The organism is Micavibrio aeruginosavorus EPB (assembly GCF_000348745.1).
GTDB lineage: Bacteria > Pseudomonadota > Alphaproteobacteria > Micavibrionales > Micavibrionaceae > Micavibrio > Micavibrio aeruginosavorus_A.
Map to the genome: position 1 here is coordinate 1,183,000 of NC_020812.1, position 21,247 is coordinate 1,204,246.

Here is a 21,247-nt window from a genome sequence, read left to right on the forward strand (position 1 = left end):
GTCTTTAGGCGCGGAATGCGGCGTTATTCGTTCGCCGCATTCGCCAGTATTTTGCGCAGTGTTTCAAACAGCGAGTCATTGGTGGCCAGAACATCGCCGTCATAAACCGGGCTGCCCTTGCCAGAGTTTTTAACGGTGCCAATAAACCCACCGGCTTCTTTAACAATCAACGCGCCCGCGGCCACGTCCCACGGTTTCAGATCCGCTTCCCAATAGCCTTCGAACCGTCCAGCGGCGACATAGGCCAAATCCAGCGCCGCCGCACCGTTACGGCGGAAACCCGCCGTTTGCGACAGAATAGCGTTCAACTGGCGCAGATAGGCCGGGCGATCACCACGGGTCAGGGCCGGGGCCCCGCCAGCAATAACCGACAGGGTCAGATCACGGCGGCCGGAAACGCGCAGGCGTTTATTCCGCATGAATGCACCGCCGCCTTTTTCCGCGCGGAACATTTCGTCCTTCACCGGGTCATAAATAATCCCGGCGACGATTTCGCCGCGCGTTTCCAAGCCGATTGAAATGGCCCAGTGCGGTAAACCGTGCAGGAAGTTGTTGGTGCCATCCAGCGGATCAATGATGAAACGGTTTTCACCATCACGGCCTTTGACCTCGCCGCCTTCTTCCATCAGGAAAGAGAAATCAGGGCGGGCCTTGGACAGTTCTTCGTAAATAATGGATTCAGCACGACGGTCGGCGGCGGATACGAAATCGGCCGGACCTTTCATCGACACTTGCAATTGTTCGACTTCGCCAAAATCGCGAAGCAGGGAACGGGCCGCTTTTTCTGCAGCCCGGAGCATGACATTGACGTTTGGCGATAGGGCCATGGTTTTACTCTCTTTATATCTGTCTGGTAATGAGAACGAGGTTTGTCCCTGTTACGTTTTTTGTCTGCTCTCGTATTTCGATAAGGCGGATTCTTATACCCTAGGTTTGGCGGTCTTGTAAAATTGAAGTTCCAAGCCGGGCCAACCGTTCTTTTATGTCAGGATCCTCTACTTTTTCAAGGAGTTGATTGAGTTCCAGATGCTGGGTCGCCGACAAAGGTTTGCGCGGGCGCAGGGCGGCGGCGCGTTTCTTTCTATCCTGTTCGCTGACCACCAGGGGAACGAAGCGGATGGCCGCGACCATCTGTTCGCCGAAAATCTGGTTAATTCGCTCTAAAATCAAGTCTTTACGGTAGTGGAGCAGGGTGGCGTCCGCCGATCCCGCAGCGATATCCAGTGACACTTCGGCATGTTTCTGGTTGGGGACTTTCCGGAATCTCAATTCCGCCGGATGGCAACGATCGGCCACATCCGCGCCGACAATGTCGGCCCAGTGCGTGACAAGGCGGCCCAGCATGATATATTTCCGGCTGAAAATTTTGCCGGTCACCTTGGGGATCGCTTCTGAAAGCTGACGGAGACTCATGCCATCGACTATGCCGATCCAACGCCCTTCGCACAAGAAAAAGGAGCGGGCGCAAACCGACCTTTTCCGGGCACAAATGCTGGCCTGGTACGATGCCCATGCGCGGGTTCTGCCGTGGCGGGTAAAGCCCGGTTTTACGGCAAATCCGTATCATGTCTGGCTGTCCGAAGTGATGTTACAGCAGACCACGGTTCAGGCGGTTATCCCCTATTTCGGAAAATTTGTGGATAAGTGGCTGACCGTTCATGATCTGGCAACGGCTCCGTCGGAGGAGGTCATGACCGCCTGGGCCGGGCTTGGCTACTATGCCCGCGCCAGAAATTTGCATAAATGCGCTCAGGTTGTTTCACGTGAAAACAAAGGGAAATTTCCTAATTCATTGGAAGAATTGAAAAAACTTCCGGGTATTGGGGATTACACGGCGGCGGCCATCGCCGCGATTGCCTTTGACCTGCCCGCAACGGTTATTGATGGGAATGTCGATCGCGTGATCAGCCGATACTTTGCTGTGACCGACCCATTGCCCGGTTCAAAACCGGAAATCCGGGCCCTGGCCGCCGGGTTGGCGGAGGGACGAACGGATCGTCCGGGGGATTTTGCCCAATCGATGATGGATCTGGGGGCCACAATCTGCATCCCCAAAACGCCCCGCTGTGATTTATGTCCGGTACGGGACGGTTGTGCGGGCCGCGCGCAGGGCATCGCCGCGGAATTGCCCGCCAAGGCGCCAAAGAAAGCCCAACCGCAACGCTGGGGGCTGATTTATTGGATTACCAATCAGGACGGTGATGCGGTCTTGCTCGAACGGCGTCCGGAAACCGGGATGCTGGGTGGGATGGTTGGCTTGCCAACCACGCAATGGCTGGATCGGCCGGTTATAAAAGGGCGGAAAAAGCCCGATATTACGGATTATGTCGCCGACCGCTACCCGGGGCTGGAGCGGATGCAGGATAATCCTGGGACCATTCGCCACACGTTTACCCATTTTGATCTGGATCTGGTCGGGGTTGCGTGTCGGGCTGAAAAGAATTTTTCCCTTGATGTTGGCCAATTCTGGCACCCCTTGGTTGATATCGCCGATATTGGGTTTCCAACCCTGTTTAAAAAGTTCGTAAATCTTTGTATTCTAAAATAATTCTGTCATCCTTGGCGGGGTGTGCAGGTTTTTAGAGGGGATTTTATAATGTTTTTTCAAAACTCTGGTTTGGGTATGCAAACCTGTCTGCTCGCGATACCGGCGTTGTTTATGATGGCAATGTCGTCCAACGGGGCCATCGCGCAAGATGCTGCGGTGCCAGCCGCTGAGGCTCCGGTCGTTGCGGTGGATCCGCTCATTGGGGATGACGGTAAGCTGAAGCCTGTTGTTGATGAATACGTCCCCATGACCATTGAAAATCTGTCCAAAATGTACTGGGCAGTGGCCTTGCCAAATATTGATAGCGATGACGACGTGGATAACTATTTGCTGATCAATGAATGCGAGATGTATACCAAGTTTTACCACAATGATTTTGAATGGCAGGAAATTCGGCGCGTTACGCGCGATTACATACAGAAAAATATCGCTAAATTTCCTCAGACGTTCGAAGTCATAATGCCCATTTATTTGGATCGTTATGATATTGGGGCAGAAAGGTTCTTGATTGAGCCAGAGGCGCAGTTTGTGAACGTGTCACGATTGGATACACGTTACAACAACGTCAGTGAGGATATTTGCGGTGTTAAGTCTACAATTGAAAATTATCCCAGAAACCTGGTTTTGAATTTCAATCTTCCATTCAATCTGAAGGATATTCCTGTAAAGCCTGAGGTGGCAGAATTCTATATGCAGGAATCTTTACGACAATACGAGGGATTGCCCAATAAATTAAAGATTATGACCTATGAGCGCGTTGCTTTTGTGCGTTTGAAGGTGACAATGTTGCAGTTTAAAGAGTTCACTAGGGTTGGTAATGGCCCCTTAAAAGGCGTCTTTTTTGCTCGTGTTGATGGCTACGATATATTTGCCGATCAGAATAAGCGCTTGTTGATGTACTCAGAAAGCTTTTCGAACGGTAAAGGTACGCGTCGTCGTGCAAAACAGAGTGAGACTTCTGAGGGTGGCTTAATTCTGCCTTCTGAAGATAAAGGCTTACTTAAGCCTACCATCGTTGAATAATCACTGCAACGTCCGTGCCTCGGTCCCGGTCGTATCCGGGCGCTTGGCCAGTTCCGTGCGCAGTTTTTGGCGCAAATTGTCGATGGGTTGGTAATTCTTGCCATCGCGGTAATGCCAATAGGTCCAGCCGTTACAGGACGGCGCACCTTGCGCTGCGGCACCCATGCGGTGGATGGATCCGCGTTGCTGGCCGCCATCGGCGGTATCGGTAATTAAATTACCATCCGCGCCAACCTTGGCCGTGTGTTCGTGTTTCGGGTCGGTCAAGACCGCGCCGGGTTTCAACAAGCCACGTTCAATCAACCAGCCAAACGGAATCCGTTGTTCTTCACGCTTGGAGACAGTTTGCAGCAGGTCGTTGTCGATTTCCGCCTTGGTTTCGGCAATCCGTTTGGTTGCGGCCTTGATGTAAGAATCTTCGCGGTCGATCCCGATCCAGTTGCGTTTCATCTTCTTGGCCACGGCACCCGTCGTTCCGGTGCCAAAGAACGGGTCCAGAACCGTATCGCCGGGCAGGGTCGAGGCCATCAGGACGCGGTAGAGCAGGGCTTCCGGCTTCTGGGTCGGGTGGGCCTTTTCGCCGTTATCGTCCTTCAACCGTTCGCCCCCGGTGCAGAGCGGCAGGAACCAGTCACTGCGCATTTGCACATCTTCGTTCAAGGCCTTCATCGCGTCATAGTTAAAGCGGTATTTGGATTTTTCGGATTTCGCGGCCCAGATCAGGGTTTCGTGCGCGTTGGTAAAGCGGCGGCCCCGGAAATTAGGCATCGGGTTGGCCTTGCGCCAGACAATGTCGTTCAACACCCAGAACCCCAGATCCTGCAGAATGGCGCCCAGGCGGAAGATGTTATGATAACTGCCAATGACCCAGATTGACCCGTCATCGGTCAGCAAATCGCGCGCAGCCGAGAGCCATTCTCTTGTGAAATCATCATAGGCTTTCAGGCTAGAGAATTGATCCCAATGGTCATCACAGGCATCGACCTTGGAATTATCTGGGCGGTGCAATTCGCCACCCAATTGCAGGTTATACGGAGGGTCGGCAAAGATCATATCCACCGATCCCTTGGGCAAAGACCGCATAATTTCCGCGCAATCGCCTTTCTGAATGGTGTTCAGGGGCAATTTACCGTTCGATTCCAAGGGCTTTTTTGTTGTTTTTGCTTTGGTGGTCGAGCTTTTGCCGGAGGTCGTTGTTGTTTTCTTTGTCGCCATGATGTCCTGCCAAGGGGGAACTGATTTATCCACAGAATCATGAATCATTGGCGATTCACCGTCAAGCATAAAATTCGATTCAATATGTAGAGTCAGTGTGTTATGGCAGAGTCTTGAGGTGAAAACAAAGGAGGAACAGACTCGGATTTCCGTGGTTTTTGAGTCTGTTAGGCCGCGTGCCCCAGCGCCTTTTTAATCGGCGCAAAACTTGTGCGGTGGTGGGGGGTGACGCCGTGTTTTTCGATGGCGTCCATGTGAATGGCGGTGCCGTAGCCGGCGTTTTTGCTCCATCCATAAACGGGGTATTGGGCGCACAGGTCGGCCATGATCCGGTCCCGCGTGACCTTAGCCAGAATGCTGGCGGCGGCGATAGACCGGCTTTTTGAATCGCCCTTCACCACGGTTTGAATGGTGGCAGGCAGTTTTGGTTTCTGGTTGCCATCGACCAAGGCCAGCCAATCCGCGGTGCCCCCGGCCAGATCAAATGCCTTACTCATCGCATGCAAACTGGCGCGCAGGATGTTCATCTGGTCAATATCGGCCACGCTGGCCTCGGCAATGCCGCACACGCAATGGGTTTGGATCAGGTCGAACAGGGTATCCCGCTTCTTCGCGCTCAGCTTCTTGCTGTCATTCACTTCCGCCCAGAACGGCAAATCCCGCACGGTGGCCGGCACATAGACGCAGGCCGCCACAACCGGACCAGCCAGCGGGCCGCGCCCGGCTTCGTCCAGCCCGCAAACCGGGCCGTTGAAACCATCTTCCAGATCGAATGAACAGGACATGGGTTAAGGTTTACGGTGGATTTCCGGGGGTGAACAGGGGCTGGGGCGAATTTTTCTTGCCCCTTGTGGATAGGGCTGGCATGGTCCATTTTTGTTTTCATAAGGTTAAATTGATGGTTTTCAGCACGCGCGCCTTCACCATTCCCGATGAATTGCAACGCGACCTTGCCGCCGCCACGGGGGCGGGCATGACGGCCGTTTTGCATGCGCATGCCGGGCGGTTGGGCGACTATGACGCGGTGAAGGAATGGTATAAGCGCTTGTCCCGCGAATTTAACTGGGTCGGGGCGACGTTGATGTTCAACGTGGTGAAGGATTACCACGACCGCGAAATGAGCGGCGATGCCCGATACCGCCAGACCATCACCATCAAGGATGGGCAGGCGGCGGCCTATAGCCGGTTTTTGCATTTATCCCGCGACACCCAAACCCGCCGCATGGATTGCACCAAGGTTGAGGAAACCATTATTGCCGACCCGGCGGACCTGCGCGATTTGGCGTTGTTCCGATTTATGTATGATGACATCACCGCCGCATCTGCCGCCATGGGCCGGGCGCGGGTGATAACGGAATTGGGCGTCGGATTGGCGCAACGTAAATTCCGTGTGACGGCGAAACAGGCGGATCAAGGCGATGAACGCGCACAAAGCCTGCTCAACCGCGACTGGATTGCGGTGACGTTGAAATTTGTTGAACGGATGGGATTCACGCCCACGGATGTGATTGTGCCGGATACGGATTCCCCCGACGCCACACCACAATTGCGTATTTCACGCGAAACCGGTGTGCGCGATGCATTGCCCTTGCCGCCTTATGTCGCGGATAAGCGCATTTGCGTGCCGTATGATGGCGGGCGCGGGTTGGATGTGTTGCGGGATTATTTGCAAACACAGAAGACGAAATTCATTCATCCATAATTGCGTCATCCCGGCGAAAGCCGGGATCTTCCAGCCATAAGGGACGAAGACCCCGGCTTTCGCCGGGGTGACGTTTTGGGACGTTGGTTATTTCAACGTTTTACTGACAATTTCAAATACGTCTGGCGACAAATTGTCCTGTGCCAAAATCTGTTCCAATGCCGCTTTCATCTTCGCCTGACGATCCGGGGTGTAACGGCGCCATTCACGCAAGGGGCCGAGCAGGCGCGCGGCGATTTGCGGGTTTTTGGTGTTCAGGGCGATGATGGCATCACGCAGGATGTCGTATCCGCGCCCGTCTTTCGCATGGAAGCACACCGGGTTGTTCATGGCAAAGGCCGCGAACAAGGACCGTACACGGTTCGGGTTCAGCAGGGTGAAGGCCGGATGATCCTTCAGCGTCGCAATGCGGTCCAGTGTAGACGGGATCGGGGCCGAGGCCTGCAGGCTGAACCATTTATCGATGACCAGCGGGTATTGTTCAAACCGTTTGAAGAAGTCAGCAAAGACCGCATCGCGATCCGCACCATCGGTTTCCGCCAGAACGGACAGGGCCGCAACGCGATCGGTCATGTTGTTGGCGGATTCATATTGCTGGCGCGCCAGTGAAACTGGCGGGTTCGGGCCGTTCATCAGCAGGCGCAGGCACACGTTTTTCAAAGCCCGGCGTCCGGCGGATTCCGCATCATTGCTGTAGGTCGTGGGCGTGTTGCAGGAATCGTAAATCGCCTGAATCTGATCACGGTATCGGGCGGCCAGATCGTGCAGGACGCGGCGGCGCACCGTGAAGATCGGGTCCGGATCAACGATTTTGCGTTGCTGCGCGATAATCGCCAGATCGGGCAGGGACAAGGCCCGTGCCATCAAGGCACAATCGGCATTGCCCGCATTCGCTTGGTCCAGCATCAGCCCGTACGAGTCAATGAACGCCGGGTCCGTCACGGCCGCGCCGCCGGATTCAACCGTATCAATCATACGGCCCATCATGCGCAGGGCCAAAATTTGCCCCGATTCCCAACGGTTGAACCCGTCCGAGTCGTGCACCATCAGGAAGCGGTAATCATTATCGCTCAGGTTCGTATGCAGTTTCACCGGGGCCGAAAAACCGCGCAGGATTGATGGCACGGGCTGAACCGCAACGTTTTTGAACGTGAATGTTTGTTTGGCGTCTTTCAGTTCCAACAATTGCTGGTCCAGATCATGCCCGTTGGGGCCGACCAACCCAACCATGACCGGAATGTGCATCGGTTTTTTATCCGGTTGGCCCGGTGTTGGCGGCACGGTTTGCGACAGGGTTAGGCTGTAGGTCTTGGCCGTTGCATCGTAATGGCCTTCGGCGGTGACATCGGGTGTCCCGGCCTGGCTGTACCAGAGTTTGAATTGCGACAGATCAACCCCGGATGAATCCTGCATACATTGCAGGAAATCATCACACGTTACGGCCATGCCGTCATAACGGTCGAAATACAAATCGGTGGCCTTGCGGTACGCGTCGGCGCCGAGCAGGGTATGCTGCATCCGAATAACCTCGGCACCCTTTTCATAGACGGTCAGAGTGTAGAAGTTATTGATTTCAATGTAATTGTCCGGCCGGATCGGGTGGGCCATGGGGCCTGCATCTTCCGGGAACTGCATATTGCGCAGGCGGACAACATCATCAATGCGTTTTACGCCGCGCGAATTCATATCGGCGGTAAATTCCTGATCCCGGAAAACGGTCAGGCCTTCCTTCAGCGACAATTGGAACCAGTCACGGCATGTCACACGGTTGCCGGTCCAGTTGTGGAAATATTCGTGGGCGATCACGCCTTCGACTCGTTCAAAATCCATATCGGTGGCAGTTTCGGGACGGGCGAGGACGAGGGCGGTGTTGAAAATGTTCAACGATGTGTTTTCCATCGCGCCCATGTTGAAATCGCTGACCGCAACGATGTTGAAACGGTCGAGCTGGTATTCGCGGCCATAGGTCTTTTCATCCCATTCCATCGAACGTTTCAGGGATTCCATCGCCCAGTCACATTGGTTTTCATCACCTTCGCGGACATAGATGCGCAGGTCGACAATGCGGCCCGACATGGTGGTAAAGGAATCGCGGATATGCACCAAATCGCCAGCGACCAACGCAAACAGGTAGCAGGGTTTCGGGAACGGATCGTTCCAAACCGCGTAATGGCGGCCATCGCCGCAATCGCCTTCCTCAATCAAATTGCCGTTGGACAGCAGGACAGGGCAGGTTTTCTTGTCGCCCTCGACCCGGGTTGTGAAAATGGTCATTACGTCCGGGCGGTCTGGGAAATAGGTGATGGTGCGGAACCCTTCGGCTTCACACTGGGTGCAATAATTCCCGCCGGACATATATAACCCTTCCAGCGCGGTGTTTTCCTCCGGGCAGATTTCGGTTTCGATCACGGTGGTGAATGAATCGCCGGGATACGGAATGGACAGGGTTTTATCATCCACCGTGTAATCGGTTGTGGCGGTGCCATTGATGGCCATAGAAACCAGCTTCAAACGTTCACCATTCAGTACCAGCGGTTCGGTACCATCATGGTTCTTGGTGAAACGCGTCGTGGTTTTTACCAGCGTCTTGCCCGCAAAAATCCGGATATCCAGATGAACGTCGACCACCTTGTATTTCGGCGGCTGGTAATCTTTCAGGAGGATGGTTTTGGGGGTGTCGGTGCGCATGATGAGAGGCCTTTGGAAGGAGTAAGAATCTGCGCAACACTATAATACGTTCGTCACCCCGGCGAAAGCCGGGGTCTTCATCCATAATGGCGGAAGATCCCGGCTCCATTGATTTTTGGCGACAGGATGACGTCTTGAAAAGGCGATGAAGTTACTGCCCGTCGGCGTTGGGGCCGCTGTAGACTTCCGGTTTATATCCGGTTTCGCGTTCTTCCTCTTCCTTGCGGTACGCGCGGATGGCGGCGCTGAGGGCGAAGAGGACGTCGCGGACGCCTTCACCGGAAACGGCGGAAATCTGGTGAATTTTCTGGTCGCCGACAACGGCCTGCAATTGTTTCGCCTGATCCGCGGACATTTCCGGGCCCATGGCTTCGCATTTGTTCAGGGCGATAATTTCGGCTTTGTCCGCCAGCCCGCCGCCATAGGCTTCGAGTTCTGCGCGAATAGTCTGGTATGCGGCAACAACGTCATCCTGTGTCACATCAATGATGTGCAGCAGGACGGCCGTGCGTTCAACGTGGCCGAGGAAGCGTGTGCCAAGGCCGTGCCCTTCGTGCGCGCCCTCGATCAGGCCGGGAATGTCGGCCAGAACAAATTCAGTGTTATCAGCGGATCGCACCACGCCCAGATTGGGGTGCAGTGTGGTGAACGGATAATCGGCGATTTTCGGTTTTGCGGCTGTGGTTGCGGCCAAAAATGTTGATTTTCCAGCATTCGGCAAACCGACCAGCCCCGCATCGGCAATCAGCTTCAGACGCAGCCAGACGGCGCGTTCCTCACCGGGCCAGCCGGGGGTGAATTTCCGTGGGGCTTGGTTGGTGGAGCTTTTGAAGTGGGCATTCCCAAATCCGCCATCGCCGCCGCGCATAAACACAACGCGCTCGCCTGCGACGGTGAAGTCGGCCAGAACGGTTTCCTTGTCTTCGTCCAATACCTGGGTGCCGACGGGAACGCGGACGACAATGTCCTTGCCGCCGGCGCCGGTACGGTCACGGCCTTGGCCATGGTGGCCGCGTTCGGCTTTAAAGTGCTGGGTGTAACGGAAATCGATCAGCGTGTTCAGGTCTTTTACGCATTCGAAAATGACGTCGCCGCCCTTGCCGCCGTCGCCGCCGTTGGGGCCGCCCATTTCGACGAATTTCTCACGGTGAAAGCTGACGCATCCGGGTCCGCCGGCGCCGCTTTGCAGATAGATTTTTGCTTCGTCGAGAAATTTCATCGTTTTTACTTTTCGTTTTGCAAAGAAAAGGGGGAAAGGTTTACGACCTTCCCCCCTCTAAAAAATTTAGGGCTGCGCCTTATTCAGCGGCGGCAGCGGCAGAAGCGTCGTTTGCCGGGACGATGTTCACCATGCGACGGCCGGAACGACCGTGGCTGAACAGAACTTCGCCATCAACCAGCGCGAACAGCGTGTGGTCAACACCGATGCCAACGTTTTTGCCAGGGAAGTATTCAGTGCCGCGCTGACGAACAATGATGTTGCCAGCCAGAACGGATTCGCCGCCGTAGCGTTTTACGCCCAAACGACGACCAGCGGAGTCACGACCGTTCCGGGAACTACCGCCTGCTTTCTTGTGTGCCATTTTATAATCCTCTTAAAGCGCGTTGTTCTTTGCGTGCGAAGCCGAATTAAGCGGCTTTCACGTCTGTGATCTGGATCAGGGTCAGCTCTTGGCGATGACCTTTGCGACGACGATAGTTCTGGCGGCGCTTTTTCTTGAAAATGACAACCTTGTCGCCACGGATCTGCTCGATCACTTTAGCGATTACGGTGGCTTTCTTTCCGCCATCGGCGAACAGAACGTCGTCCTTTTCAAAGGTCACGGTTTCGCCGGCCTTCGCATCGATTTTCTCGATCTCGATCTTGTTGTCTTTGGCAACGCGGTACTGTTTACCGCCGGTGCGGATCACTGCAAACATGGTATTAATCCTTGGTTTTCTATCCGGATTTAGAGGTGCGAAATATACATGCCGGTGTGGTTCTGTCAAGTAAATGTATCGCACTTTCTTATCTTTTATCGGCTTGGGGTGGTTTATAGCACAAGCCTCTCTTTTTATTAAGTATTTTTATGCATGATAAGAGGCGTGAGGACCTCTATGCCAGCCGCAGTTCATGAGCAAAATCAAAGTCTTATCCTTGTTTACGGGGATACGCCGGACCATCAGATGGGCCGGATTTTGTGGTCGCAGTTGAGCGGACAGGACGTAAAAATAGAATTTCCCCAGACAATTCAAGAGCTTGATGCTCATGCGCCCAAGGCGGTTTTGATCGTGGTTGTGATCGGGCCAAACGGTGAACATGCGGATCTGGCCCGCCGGTTTACATCGCGTCCGGAAATTCCGGCGGAAATCATGGGAATCGACCCCCAATCCGATGTTCCGGACCGGATGCGGCATTTGGGGGCTGGGTTTGACACTATTTTTAACCTGGAGATGACGACCTGGGTTGATTTTCGTAACATATTGATTGTAAAGCTGGAAAAGGGGCGCGTGCGCCAGAAAAATGCGTTCCAGCGCGATGAATACCGGCGATTCCGCGCCTCCCTGGCGGCCAGCCCGGATGCCTTTATCGTTTTTGATAATGAAAAACGCCTGTTTTTTGTCAGCGACCATTACAAGCGATTCTATGGCCCCTATGCCAGCCGTTTGGTGCGGGGTTTGCCGGTGGCGGACGCATTTAATCTGGCGTTTGAATTTCATGGCCTGACCCCCGACCACCCGATTTATGAATTATCGGCAGCTTTCTGGCTGAATCTGGAGGGGCAGATTGAGTTTCCATTGCCCGATGGGCGGATCTGGCGCTGTACCGCGACGCCGTTGCCGGATGATCAGGGCACAATTATTACCACGACCGATGTGACCGATTATCGGGCCCAGCAGAAAGAATTACGTGAAAAGACCGAGGAGTTGTCCGAGGCTCTGGAAAAAGAACAGGCGGCCAGCGCCCTGCAGAAACAATTTATCGGCATGGTCAGCCACGAATTTCGTACGCCGCTGACCATCATTGATGGGCATGCCCAGATTTTGCAACGGCGGGCGGATCAGCTCGACGCTGACACCATCCGCAACCGCACCAAAACAATTCGCAGTGCGGTATCACGTCTGGTCAACATGATGGAAAGCGTCTTGTCGTCCAGCCTGTTGACGACCGGGACGTTGGAGCCGTATCCGGAAGATTTCGATTTATCCGCGCTGTTGCATGAATTATGTGATGAGCAGGCAGCATTGGCCAGCACGCATACAATTTCATGCGATGTCACCGGGTTGCCCGCAACCGTGCGGCAGGATCGCAAGATGATGACGCTGGTTTGCACCAATATTCTGGCCAATGCGGTGAAGTTTTCAAAGAATGATCCGGCAATCACGGTGACGGCTCGCATGGCCGGGAATGATATTGAAATCACCATTCAGGATAACGGCGTCGGAATTCCGGAGGCTGAGATTGATAAGATCTTTGACCGGTATTATCGGGCCAGCACGGCGTCGGGAATTCCCGGGACGGGCATTGGCCTGTCACTGGTGCGCGATCTGGTCCGGTTGATGGGCGGGTGCATTCAAGTTGAAAGCGCCATCGGGCAGGGTACAATGATGAAAATTATAGTCCCTGACTTAAACAGTGGGAGTGCGGTTTAATCATGCCATCTGGTTCCTTTTCATCTTTTCCATCCCGGTCCCGTGGCACCATTCTGGTGGTTGAGGACGAACGCGATTTGGTCGCCCTGTTGCAGGATGAATTATCCATGCAGGGGTACAAGGTCGTGGCCGCCGAAAACGGGAGTGAAGGGCTGGAATTATTGCAGGTGCATGAACCCGATTTGATTATCTGTGACCGCATGATGCCCTCCATGAGCGGGAGCGAGCTTCTGGCCCGGATCCGGGGCGTGTTCCCGCAATATCGGGATGTCCCCTTTATTTTCCTGACCGCCCTGAACGATCAGCGGGACCGGGATGAGGTTGTTGACCTGAAACCCTACGCCTATCTGGGCAAACCGGTGGATTTCGATCAGTTGCAAAAAACCGTTGAGGGGGCTCTGGCCACCCGGCTGTAAGGCTGGGGTAGGGTTGGCATGCACTTATAGAGAGGGGTGCCATGCGTTTTTGGATGGTGCGCCGCCATATTGATTGCACAATTTCATGGTTTTCTGTGGCTCAACAATAAGAAAACCATTTCGACGGTAAACAGAGCACATCATGGAAACAATACCAGCCTGGGCCTATGAGCTTGTAACCTCCGCTATTTTTATAGCGGGCGTTTTTGTTGCGCGCACATTGTTGATCCGGGTGATCCGCCGCCAGTCCGAGATTTTGAGCAAGGAACAACGTCGCTGGATCAACCGCATCCGTAACGGGGCGTGGGTTCTGGTTCTGATCGGGTTGATGATGATCTGGTCCACCCAGATTCATACCTTTGCCCTGTCTATTACCGCTTTTGCCGTGGCTTTGGTCGTTGCAACCAAGGAAATGATCCTGTGTCTGATGGGGTCGTTGTTCCGGGTGAGCACGCAACCTTATAAAGTGGGCGACTGGGTGATCATTGATAATGTCCGTGGCGAGGTCATGGATATTGATGCCTTTACAACCAAGGTGCAGGAAATTGAGGCGGGCCAGACCGGATACCAGTTCACGGGCAAGGTTATTGCCATCCCGAACGGTAAATTGTTCACCGCAACAGTTGAAAACGCCAATTTTTCTAAAAACTACATGTTTCAGGATTTGTCCGTGACGGTTCCGGCCAACACCGATGATCCGGCAATTTTATTGCCCTTGTTCCGTGAGGTGATCGAGAAGCACACCGCGCCGGGGCGTGAAGACGCACAGAAATATATTCGCCGTGTAGAACGCAAAAGCGGTGTGGATTTACCCGATGCCGACCCACAGATCAGCCTGAAAACCAGTGATCTGGGCCATGTGGCATACAAAGCCAAAATTTTCACGCAAACAAAAACAGCCAGCGACGTTGCCGCATTGATAACCGCGGACTTCTTGTCGCTGGTTTATCAACGCAAGCAAATTGCGGAAGGCGTGAAAACTGCAGAGCAAAACGCGAATGTGGCGAAAGCCGGCGAAAAGACGGCATAAATGCAGGCACATTGTGGCCTTATAAAAAACTATCCAGCATTTTAAGGATTTCACGGATGCAAGATCGGAATGATTCATCGCATCCTGCACACGCCTTGGCATAGTTGTATGTCTAAACCATAGAAAACCCCAAGTTTGAATGCTGGCACAGCGGTTGCAAGCCTCACCCTGAGATCATTCGTTTTGAGTTTGAAACCAGGGGCGTAAAAATGGCAAGCGATACCACAATTACAACTGCCAACAATCCCGAACCGGCATTAGGCGCGGATAATAGTTTTTTTGAATTTCAATCCGATATACCCGCGTCTGCGCTGAAGGCGGATTTGTATGCGGCTGATGATATTGATGGTGTGACCGAGGGGTTGTCTGGTTCCGGTAACCTCAATTACATGATTGCGCAAACGCAGCAAACCAATGATGCGGCGATGACCAGCGATCCGTTCAGCAATAAATCCATTACAGATTTGTTTGATGATGTTCCGGGTTTGGCCGGGAATCAGGCCGGTGCTGGCGGTGATGCCGCCGGGGCCGGGGCGATCCCGGGATTTGGCGGTGATGACGCGGATTCCGCCCTGGCCTTTTTGGTGAACCCGCAAGGTGCCAATGATCCGTTGCTCAATGGCGGCGGTGGTGGCGGCGAAGGCAATTACGCATCCAATGTCGGCGCGTTGGGTGCATCTTTTTATGACACCAATGGCGGTGGTGAAACGTTCAATAACATTCAAACTGCCGAAAATGGCCTTGATGGCAATGATGGTGAAGACGGCGATGATGGTGATGATGGCGACGACGGTGATGATGGCGATGATGGGGATGATGGCGATCCACCAGATAATCCGCCGCCCCCGGGCCCGGATGGTGACGTTGACCTAACCACGGATGTGGATTCGGACATCATTGATGTTGATCTGGATGCCAATCTGGACCCGCTGGAATATGTCTTGGGTGACATTGATATCGATATTGATGCCATTCTGGGCGATGTCCTGGATTTTGATGACGGCATTTTGCCTGATCCTTCCGTTATTATTGACTCTGTGATCGGTGGAATTGAGCTGATCCCAGTGGAGTTGGGCCCGGTTTTGGATCCGGTTGAAGATCTGTTGGGTGGCATTATTGATGATGTGAACCCGATCCTTGATACATTGTTGGGCGACATGTTGCCCGTGAATGTAATCGATCTGCTGGATGGATTGCTTGGCAGCACAGAAGGGGATCGTGACCTGTTTGTTGATCTGGGCCTGGATGCTCTGGGGCTTGGATTGGAAGGGCTTGATATCCTGAGCAATCTGGCAATCGACGTTCCGCTGGATGTGGTGGAAGGATTGCTGGGTGACATTGATATCGGTTTGGATGTTGATGGCGTGATTGATGGCTTGTTGACCGGATCGGCGCTGGATATTCCGGATCTGACACTCGGTTTGATCACGGCGGGTGATATTTTACCCGATCTGGATACAACATTATTGTCCACCAATGCATTGACGGAACCTTTGGCTCCGTTGCTGGATCCAATTCTGGATGCAACAGCCCCGTTGTCCGATGGTGTCAATGGAATTACCACCGGTTTGCTGGAGGCTTTGAGCGAATCCGTTGGCGATCCACTGCAAAACGTTACGGGTGGCCTGCTGGATAACGATTTGACCGGCGGTGTGCTGGAAACGGCCGGCGGTTTGACCGAAACGCTGAATGAAACGCTCGGTGATGGCTTGCTGGATCCGGTCGGCGATGTTCTGGGTGATGTCACGGGTGGTTTGAGCGATGCCGTGACGGAGGCTCTGGGTGATACACCGCTGGATGGATTGCTTGGCGATCTGACAGGTGGTGAAGATGGCGTCGGTGGCATTATCGGAGATCTTGCCGGAGGCACATTGCTGGAAGGCACAGGTCTGGATGATCTGACAGATGGCCTCTTGGGCGATGACGGCCCTGTTGGCGATATTCTTGAAAATGCATTGGGCGGTGACTTGCTGGGCGGTGATGAAGGAATCACGGGCCATGTTGGTGATGCCCTCGGTGACCTGCTGGCTGGTGGTGATAACGGCGGGCTGGACAATATTGTCGATGGTGTCATCGGTGATGACGGCCTGATCGGCGGTATTGGTGGCGATCTGCTGGATGATAGCCCGTTGGATGATCTGCTCGGTGGCGCGGATGGCGTCGGCGGTGTTGTCGAAGATATTTTGGGTGGCGATCTGGGCGATGGCCTGGGTGGCGACTTGCTGGGCGACCTGCTTGATGGTGGTGCTGGCGGTATCGTTGATGATGTCATCGGCGGCGACCTTGGTGACGGTCTGGGTGGTGATCTGCTCGGTGATCTTCTTGGTGGCGATATTGGTGGCGATGACCCGGTGGGAGGCATCATTGGCGACGATGGCTTGCTGGGTGGCCTGGCCGGTGACGACGGATTATTGGGCGGATTGCTGAATAATCCAGACCCGGAATCCGGTGATGCGGATACAGATTTGGGCATCAATACAGGCCTGAATCTGGGCGGCATGGATGATATTGCGGTTGATGCCGTTTTGGACCCGGTTGAAAACATCATCGGTGATGTGGATATCGGCGTTGATATCGAAGATGTCGTTGATGATCTGACCAGTGGGAATATCGGTGGTATTACCGACGATCTGCTGGGAACAATCGAAAACGCAATCGATCTGGAAATCGACCTGTTTAACCCGGAACCGGATCAGGATAGTGGCGTTGATGCTGATATTGCTGGTCTGGCGGGTGATCTGCTTGGTGGTGACCTTCTGGGTGATCTTGGTGGTGATGGTGGCGGCCTGTGGCCCGAAGCCAGCATCGGCGACGGTCTGCTGGATGGTGCCTTGGGTGGTGGTTTGCTGGACGGCGCCCTTGGCGGCGGCCTGTTGCCGGAACCCGAGGGTATTGTGGCCGATGGTCTTGGAATGCTGGGCGGCGTTCTGGGCGGCGGCGAGGAATCGTCCGGTGGCGGATTGCTCGGCGGCCTCTTTGGCTAAGTAAAACGTGTGTAACTGAAGTATCTCAAAATTCATCAATCGGCGGAGGATTCGCATGCGCGATTCACTCGATATTCAGGCAGGCCTGTTTCCTGGGCGCTATGCCATCAGCACGTTGGTTATTCCAACATTGTGCATCAATATTCTGTCTTTGGCTCTGCCGTTCCTGACGTTGCAGGTTTATGACCGGATTTTGCCGAACCCGGATGGGGGAACATTACCCGTCCTGATCGCCGGTATTCTGGTGGCGATTATGCTGGAAACCGTCCTGCGCATGGGCCGGGCCTATGTCATGGGGTGGAGTTCTGCATCCTTTGAACACCGTACATCCGTTGCTGCCATTCGCCAGATGATGAATGCGGAGCTTGCGGCTGTGAACCAGATGGGAACAGGGGAAGCGTTAAACCGCTTGTCGGCAGTCGGAAAAATTAAAGATTTCCAGAATGGCAGTATTCTGGTGACTTTCATTGATGCGTTGTTCATTCCGGTTTATTTGGCCGCAATTGTTTATATTGCAGGTGGTTTGGTTCTGATCCCGATTACTATTCTTACGCTGTTTATCGTATCGTCGATTTTTCACGGCGTACGTTTGAAAACGGCTCTGCATGACCGCGAGGAAGATGACGATGCACGTTATAACTTCCTGATTGAAACGTTACAGGGCATTCACACACTGAAATCCTTTGCGCTGGAGAAGGTCTTTCAGCGCCGCTATGAAAAAATTCAATATAATACGACACTGGCCAACTATGCCGTAACCGAAGAAACGGCCAAATCTTTTAACAGTGCCAATGTTTTTGCCAGCCTGATCGTGGCCGCGGTGATTGCGGGTGGGGCATGGATGGTGGTAACCGGGCGTATGTCGTCCGGCGGTATGATTGCCGCTATTCTGCTCTCAGGTCGTTTGATGTTACCGGCCCAGAAAGTTCTGAGCCTGTGGATCCGGTATCAGGACTTTCAGGTTGCGCGCGATAAAATCAATACATTATTGCACATGCCGCAAGTTGCCCGTGACCAAGATGCGGAAACGCCGATGTCCCTGGGTATCGTTGAGCTGCGCTCTGTTGGATTTCGTTATACGGATGCATCGCCGTGGTTGTTCCGCGATGTTGATTTGGCCCTGCACCCGGGGCAGGCGATCCGGATTTCCGGTGCACATGGTGCTGGTAAAACGGCTCTGCTGAAGTTGATTGTCGGTCTTTATCGTCCGCAGGAAGGTGAAGTTCTGGTTGATGGCATTCACCCATCCGTGTTTCCCGATGGCCATTTGTTGAGCCACATTGGATATATTCCGACCAAAGGCACGTTATTCCGTGGACGCATTCGCGACAATTTGACCCGGTTCGGCATGGTGCCGGAATCCGATGTGCGGGCTGTGACAGCCATGCTTGGGATCGACCGTGATGTTGCTGGCCTGCCAAAGGGGTTTGATACGTGGGTTGAAGGCACGGAAAATGACGTTCTTCCCCCAGGTTTACGCCAACGTATTGCGATTGCCCGTGCTTTGGCGGGGCACCCGAAAGTGATTTTGTTCGACGATGCCGACCGTAACCTGGACCGTGATGGATACCGTGCCGTGCACGCCATGTTGGGTCGTTTGAAACACAAGGCCGCCATCATCGTCGTCAGCGATGACCGCAATATGACATCTCTGTGCGATCGGCATTACCGTTTGGACGTCAATGGGCTGATCCCGCAAATGGATGAACACACATCACTTTATGATTTGGAGTTACGCGCATGACATCGGCTTCGAAAATCACAGGCATGATGGCCGCGCCACAGCGGTCAAAAACCCGGTACAGCGATATTAACGACGGGCAGATCAAATCGACGTCGGAGATTGCCGCGCTGGATGGTTTAATGCAGCGTTTGCAGGAAACAACATGGTCCGGACAAAATCGCGGTGTGCACCAGGGGCCATGGGAACGGTCATTGTGCATGACGTTGCTGGCCATTGATCCGGATATTAAATTCCACCGTATTGCGGAATCGTTGTCCGCTCCGGAACGTCAAATGGACCGTGTTGATTTTATGAATACGATGGCCAATTTGGGTTTCCGGGCCAGCACGTTTGAAACGTCCATCAATAATGTCGATGATCGTGTGAAGCCATGCCTGTTTGTTCCTGACGGCGAAATGGAAATGCCGTTCGTTATTTTACCAGGCAGTCGTATTTACGACGGCGAACAGCATCGCATGAAGGATACAAACGGTAAACGTGGTGGAATAAACGGCAAAGCTATCAAATTTACGCCGTATGATGAATCGTTTGAATATACATCGAAATTTATGCGCAAGGGCACGGGCCATAGCTGGTTCCGGGCATTGCTGACACGCTTTTCCGGGACGATCTGGCAGATTTTGGCGACCGGAATTGTATTAAACCTGATTGCGCTGTCTACGCCGTTATTCATTATGATGGTTTATGATCGCGTTGTATCGGCACACGCGTTGGAAACATTACCAATGTTGACCGCTGGCGTGATGATTGCGATCGCGGCGGAATGGATGTTGCGGACCATTCGGTCCCATGGTCTGTCATGGCTGGGTGGGCGGTTGGACAATATTGTCAGCAACCGGATTTTTGAACATTTGATGAATTTGTCGCCGTCTTATATCGAACGGGCCCCGATCCCGTCACAAGTGGCCCGTATCAAAACATTTGAATCTGTCCGGGATTTCTTTTCCGGTTCTGCTTTCCTGTCGGTTCTGGAAATGCCGTTTATGCTGATTGCCCTTTTGGCTATTGCATTTATTGCGGGTCCGTTGGCGTTGGTGCCTGTGTTTATGATGGTCCTATACGCCGCACTGGCCTATATCACGTGGCAGCGCGTGAGGGTGGTCATCCGTCTGGCCGCAAAAGCCAGTTCGGCGCGCCAGCAATTTGCATTGGATACGTTTGACAAGCTGGAAGATATTCGCGCCAACGGTCTGCAAAATATCTGGGTTGAAAAATTCCGTGATCTGTCCGGACGCGAAGCCATGGCGCAGTTTAAACTGGCCTGGGCCGGGAATATCGGCGAAACGCTGGGCCATGCTATTACAATTTTGTCGGCCGTTGCCGTTGTGTATTTCGGCACGCACCTGATCTGGGATGGCGTCATGACCACCGGCGCGTTGGTGGCCAGCATGATCCTGGTCTGGCGTGTTCTGACGCCGTTCTACAGCCTGTGCACAATGGTTCCGCGTCTCGAACAATTGCGTAACAGCATACGCCAGATTAACACCCTGGTTGATATTGATACAGAAGATCAGGCCAACCGTAATTCTGCCCGCCCGGGCCATATGCGTGGCCGTGTGACCTTCATCAATGCTGGCCTGAAATATGAGCAAGACCAAAATCCGGTTTTTGCGGGTCTGACTTTTGACGTTAAACCGGGCGAAATCTGCGCCATTACGGGTGAAAATGGTGCCGGGAAAACCTCGGTCCTGAAACTGATCAAGAAAATGTACATTCCGCAGGCCGGCAGTATCCGGATCGACGGATTTGACATTCGCCAGCTGGATTACGGTGATTTGCGCCGTAACATTGCCTACGTTCCGCAAACGCCTGAATTTTTCTATGGTTCAATTGCCGACAATATCCGTTTTGCCAACCCGCTGGCGACGGATAAGGAGATCAATATGGCTTTGGAACAGGCGGGCATTCTGGGCGATGTACAGAATTTGCACAGCGGCCTGAACACCAAGATTGGCCAAGGTCCCGATGCAATCAGCCTGCCATCCGCCATGGCGATCCGCCTGGGTCTGGTCCGTGCCTATCTGCACGAAGCCCCGATCCTGCTGATTGATGAATTGCCGAACTCGCTTCTGAATGATGAAGCTGGCCAGTTTCTGCACGAAACCATTATTCGCGCACATGGCCACCAGACCGTTTTCATGGTGACCTATCGCCGTGACTATCTTGAAATGGCGGATACGATTGTTCTGCTGCGTCGTGGTTTACAGCCACAGGCAGGGGCGGGTCCGATCATGATGGAACGTTTGAAAAAAATGCAATGGTAA

Annotated in this window: 17 protein-coding genes; 9 read left to right on the top strand and 8 right to left on the bottom strand. The window is 53.6% G+C overall.

Annotation, left to right across the window (positions count from 1 at the left end):
* Positions 1-23 precede the first annotated feature (23 nt).
* Both A11S_RS05535 and A11S_RS05540 read right to left on the bottom strand, forming a co-directional pair.
* On the bottom strand, positions 24-827 hold the full coding sequence (locus A11S_RS05535) for an inositol monophosphatase family protein (RefSeq protein ID WP_015467510.1): 804 nt from the start codon (positions 825-827) through the stop codon (positions 24-26).
* A 100-nt stretch (positions 828-927) separates the two neighbouring features.
* Positions 928-1,413, bottom strand: coding sequence for a DUF721 domain-containing protein (locus A11S_RS05540; protein ID WP_081604762.1), 486 nt, complete (start codon positions 1,411-1,413; stop codon positions 928-930).
* Here A11S_RS05540 and mutY point away from each other — a divergent pair.
* Positions 1,412-2,548, top strand: coding sequence for an A/G-specific adenine glycosylase (gene mutY, locus A11S_RS05545; RefSeq protein ID WP_015467512.1), 1,137 nt, complete (start codon positions 1,412-1,414; stop codon positions 2,546-2,548). The genes A11S_RS05540 and mutY overlap by 2 nt on opposite strands.
* Before the next feature lie 48 nt (positions 2,549-2,596).
* Positions 2,597-3,571 (top strand): DUF4852 domain-containing protein, encoded by a 975-nt coding sequence (locus A11S_RS05550; protein WP_015467513.1) that lies wholly within the window; start codon positions 2,597-2,599, stop codon positions 3,569-3,571.
* Here the strand turns inward: A11S_RS05550 and A11S_RS05555 are convergent, their stop codons facing one another.
* The gene (locus A11S_RS05555; protein ID WP_015467514.1) at positions 3,572-4,786 is read right to left on the bottom strand and encodes a site-specific DNA-methyltransferase; all 1,215 of its coding nucleotides are present in this window, start codon (positions 4,784-4,786) and stop codon (positions 3,572-3,574) included.
* Between the two features lie 167 nt (positions 4,787-4,953).
* Entirely contained in the window at positions 4,954-5,571 is a 618-nt protein-coding gene (locus tag A11S_RS05560) for a ribonuclease HII (protein WP_015467515.1), read from the bottom strand.
* 113 nt (positions 5,572-5,684) lie between these two features.
* On the opposite strand from A11S_RS05560, the gene A11S_RS05565 reads away from it, so the two are divergent.
* On the top strand, positions 5,685-6,488 hold the full coding sequence (locus A11S_RS05565; protein WP_015467516.1) for a hypothetical protein: 804 nt from the start codon (positions 5,685-5,687) through the stop codon (positions 6,486-6,488).
* A gap of 87 nt (positions 6,489-6,575) precedes the next feature.
* Here A11S_RS05565 and pepN read toward each other — a convergent pair whose 3' ends face one another.
* From pepN to rplU, 4 genes are all read right to left on the bottom strand, one after another.
* Positions 6,576-9,176, bottom strand: coding sequence for an aminopeptidase N (gene pepN / locus A11S_RS05570; RefSeq protein ID WP_015467517.1), 2,601 nt, complete (start codon positions 9,174-9,176; stop codon positions 6,576-6,578).
* A gap of 151 nt (positions 9,177-9,327) precedes the next feature.
* Positions 9,328-10,395, bottom strand: a complete 1,068-nt coding sequence (gene obgE, locus A11S_RS05575; protein WP_015467518.1) for a GTPase ObgE — start codon at positions 10,393-10,395, stop codon at positions 9,328-9,330.
* A gap of 79 nt (positions 10,396-10,474) precedes the next feature.
* Positions 10,475-10,759 carry a 50S ribosomal protein L27 gene (rpmA, locus tag A11S_RS05580; RefSeq protein WP_015467519.1) on the bottom strand — a complete coding sequence of 95 codons (285 nt, stop codon included), beginning with the start codon at positions 10,757-10,759 and terminating at the stop codon, positions 10,475-10,477.
* A gap of 46 nt (positions 10,760-10,805) precedes the next feature.
* The gene (rplU, locus tag A11S_RS05585) at positions 10,806-11,096 is read right to left on the bottom strand and encodes a 50S ribosomal protein L21 (protein ID WP_014102759.1); all 291 of its coding nucleotides are present in this window, start codon (positions 11,094-11,096) and stop codon (positions 10,806-10,808) included.
* A 177-nt stretch (positions 11,097-11,273) separates the two neighbouring features.
* Between rplU and A11S_RS05590 the strand changes: the two genes are divergently transcribed.
* The 6 genes from A11S_RS05590 (at position 11,274) to A11S_RS05615 (ending at position 21,247) form a co-directional block, all read left to right on the top strand.
* Positions 11,274-12,809: a PAS domain-containing sensor histidine kinase gene (locus A11S_RS05590; protein WP_041802510.1), complete on the top strand. Its 1,536-nt coding sequence runs from the start codon at positions 11,274-11,276 to the stop codon at positions 12,807-12,809.
* Between the two features lie 2 nt (positions 12,810-12,811).
* A complete protein-coding gene (locus tag A11S_RS05595; RefSeq protein ID WP_015467521.1) occupies positions 12,812-13,225 on the top strand; it encodes a response regulator in 414 nt (137 codons plus the stop codon).
* Positions 13,226-13,367: 142 nt separating this feature from the next.
* Complete coding sequence (locus A11S_RS05600) at positions 13,368-14,255, top strand: mechanosensitive ion channel family protein (RefSeq protein ID WP_015467523.1); 888 nt, start codon at positions 13,368-13,370, stop codon at positions 14,253-14,255.
* A 209-nt stretch (positions 14,256-14,464) separates the two neighbouring features.
* The gene (locus A11S_RS05605; protein ID WP_015467524.1) at positions 14,465-17,239 is read left to right on the top strand and encodes a hypothetical protein; all 2,775 of its coding nucleotides are present in this window, start codon (positions 14,465-14,467) and stop codon (positions 17,237-17,239) included.
* Positions 17,240-17,294: 55 nt separating this feature from the next.
* Positions 17,295-18,983, top strand: a complete 1,689-nt coding sequence (locus A11S_RS05610) for a peptidase domain-containing ABC transporter (RefSeq protein WP_015467525.1) — start codon at positions 17,295-17,297, stop codon at positions 18,981-18,983.
* Positions 18,980-21,247, top strand: coding sequence for a peptidase domain-containing ABC transporter (locus tag A11S_RS05615; RefSeq protein ID WP_015467526.1), 2,268 nt, complete (start codon positions 18,980-18,982; stop codon positions 21,245-21,247). The genes A11S_RS05610 and A11S_RS05615 overlap by 4 nt, the downstream gene beginning before the upstream one ends.

Excerpts from the sequence above, each read along its gene's own strand:
- A11S_RS05540 (WP_081604762.1), bottom strand. The coding sequence starts at position 1,413 with ATGAGTCTCCGTCAGCTTTCAGAAGCGATCCCCAAGGTGACCGGCAAA.
- mutY (WP_015467512.1), top strand. The coding sequence starts at position 1,412 with ATGCCATCGACTATGCCGATCCAACGCCCTTCGCACAAGAAAAAGGAG.
- rplU (WP_014102759.1), bottom strand. The coding sequence starts at position 11,096 with ATGTTTGCAGTGATCCGCACCGGCGGTAAACAGTACCGCGTTGCCAAA.
- pepN (WP_015467517.1), bottom strand. The coding sequence starts at position 9,176 with ATGCGCACCGACACCCCCAAAACCATCCTCCTGAAAGATTACCAGCCG.
- A11S_RS05605 (WP_015467524.1), top strand. The coding sequence starts at position 14,465 with ATGGCAAGCGATACCACAATTACAACTGCCAACAATCCCGAACCGGCA.
- A11S_RS05535 (WP_015467510.1), bottom strand. The coding sequence starts at position 827 with ATGGCCCTATCGCCAAACGTCAATGTCATGCTCCGGGCTGCAGAAAAA.
- A11S_RS05560 (WP_015467515.1), bottom strand. The coding sequence starts at position 5,571 with ATGTCCTGTTCATTCGATCTGGAAGATGGTTTCAACGGCCCGGTTTGC.
- A11S_RS05555 (WP_015467514.1), bottom strand. The coding sequence starts at position 4,786 with ATGGCGACAAAGAAAACAACAACGACCTCCGGCAAAAGCTCGACCACC.
- A11S_RS05615 (WP_015467526.1), top strand. The coding sequence starts at position 18,980 with ATGACATCGGCTTCGAAAATCACAGGCATGATGGCCGCGCCACAGCGG.
- A11S_RS05610 (WP_015467525.1), top strand. The coding sequence starts at position 17,295 with ATGCGCGATTCACTCGATATTCAGGCAGGCCTGTTTCCTGGGCGCTAT.
- A11S_RS05590 (WP_041802510.1), top strand. The coding sequence starts at position 11,274 with ATGCCAGCCGCAGTTCATGAGCAAAATCAAAGTCTTATCCTTGTTTAC.
- A11S_RS05595 (WP_015467521.1), top strand. The coding sequence starts at position 12,812 with ATGCCATCTGGTTCCTTTTCATCTTTTCCATCCCGGTCCCGTGGCACC.
- A11S_RS05600 (WP_015467523.1), top strand. The coding sequence starts at position 13,368 with ATGGAAACAATACCAGCCTGGGCCTATGAGCTTGTAACCTCCGCTATT.
- obgE (WP_015467518.1), bottom strand. The coding sequence starts at position 10,395 with ATGAAATTTCTCGACGAAGCAAAAATCTATCTGCAAAGCGGCGCCGGC.
- rpmA (WP_015467519.1), bottom strand. The coding sequence starts at position 10,759 with ATGGCACACAAGAAAGCAGGCGGTAGTTCCCGGAACGGTCGTGACTCC.
- A11S_RS05550 (WP_015467513.1), top strand. The coding sequence starts at position 2,597 with ATGTTTTTTCAAAACTCTGGTTTGGGTATGCAAACCTGTCTGCTCGCG.
- A11S_RS05565 (WP_015467516.1), top strand. The coding sequence starts at position 5,685 with ATGGTTTTCAGCACGCGCGCCTTCACCATTCCCGATGAATTGCAACGC.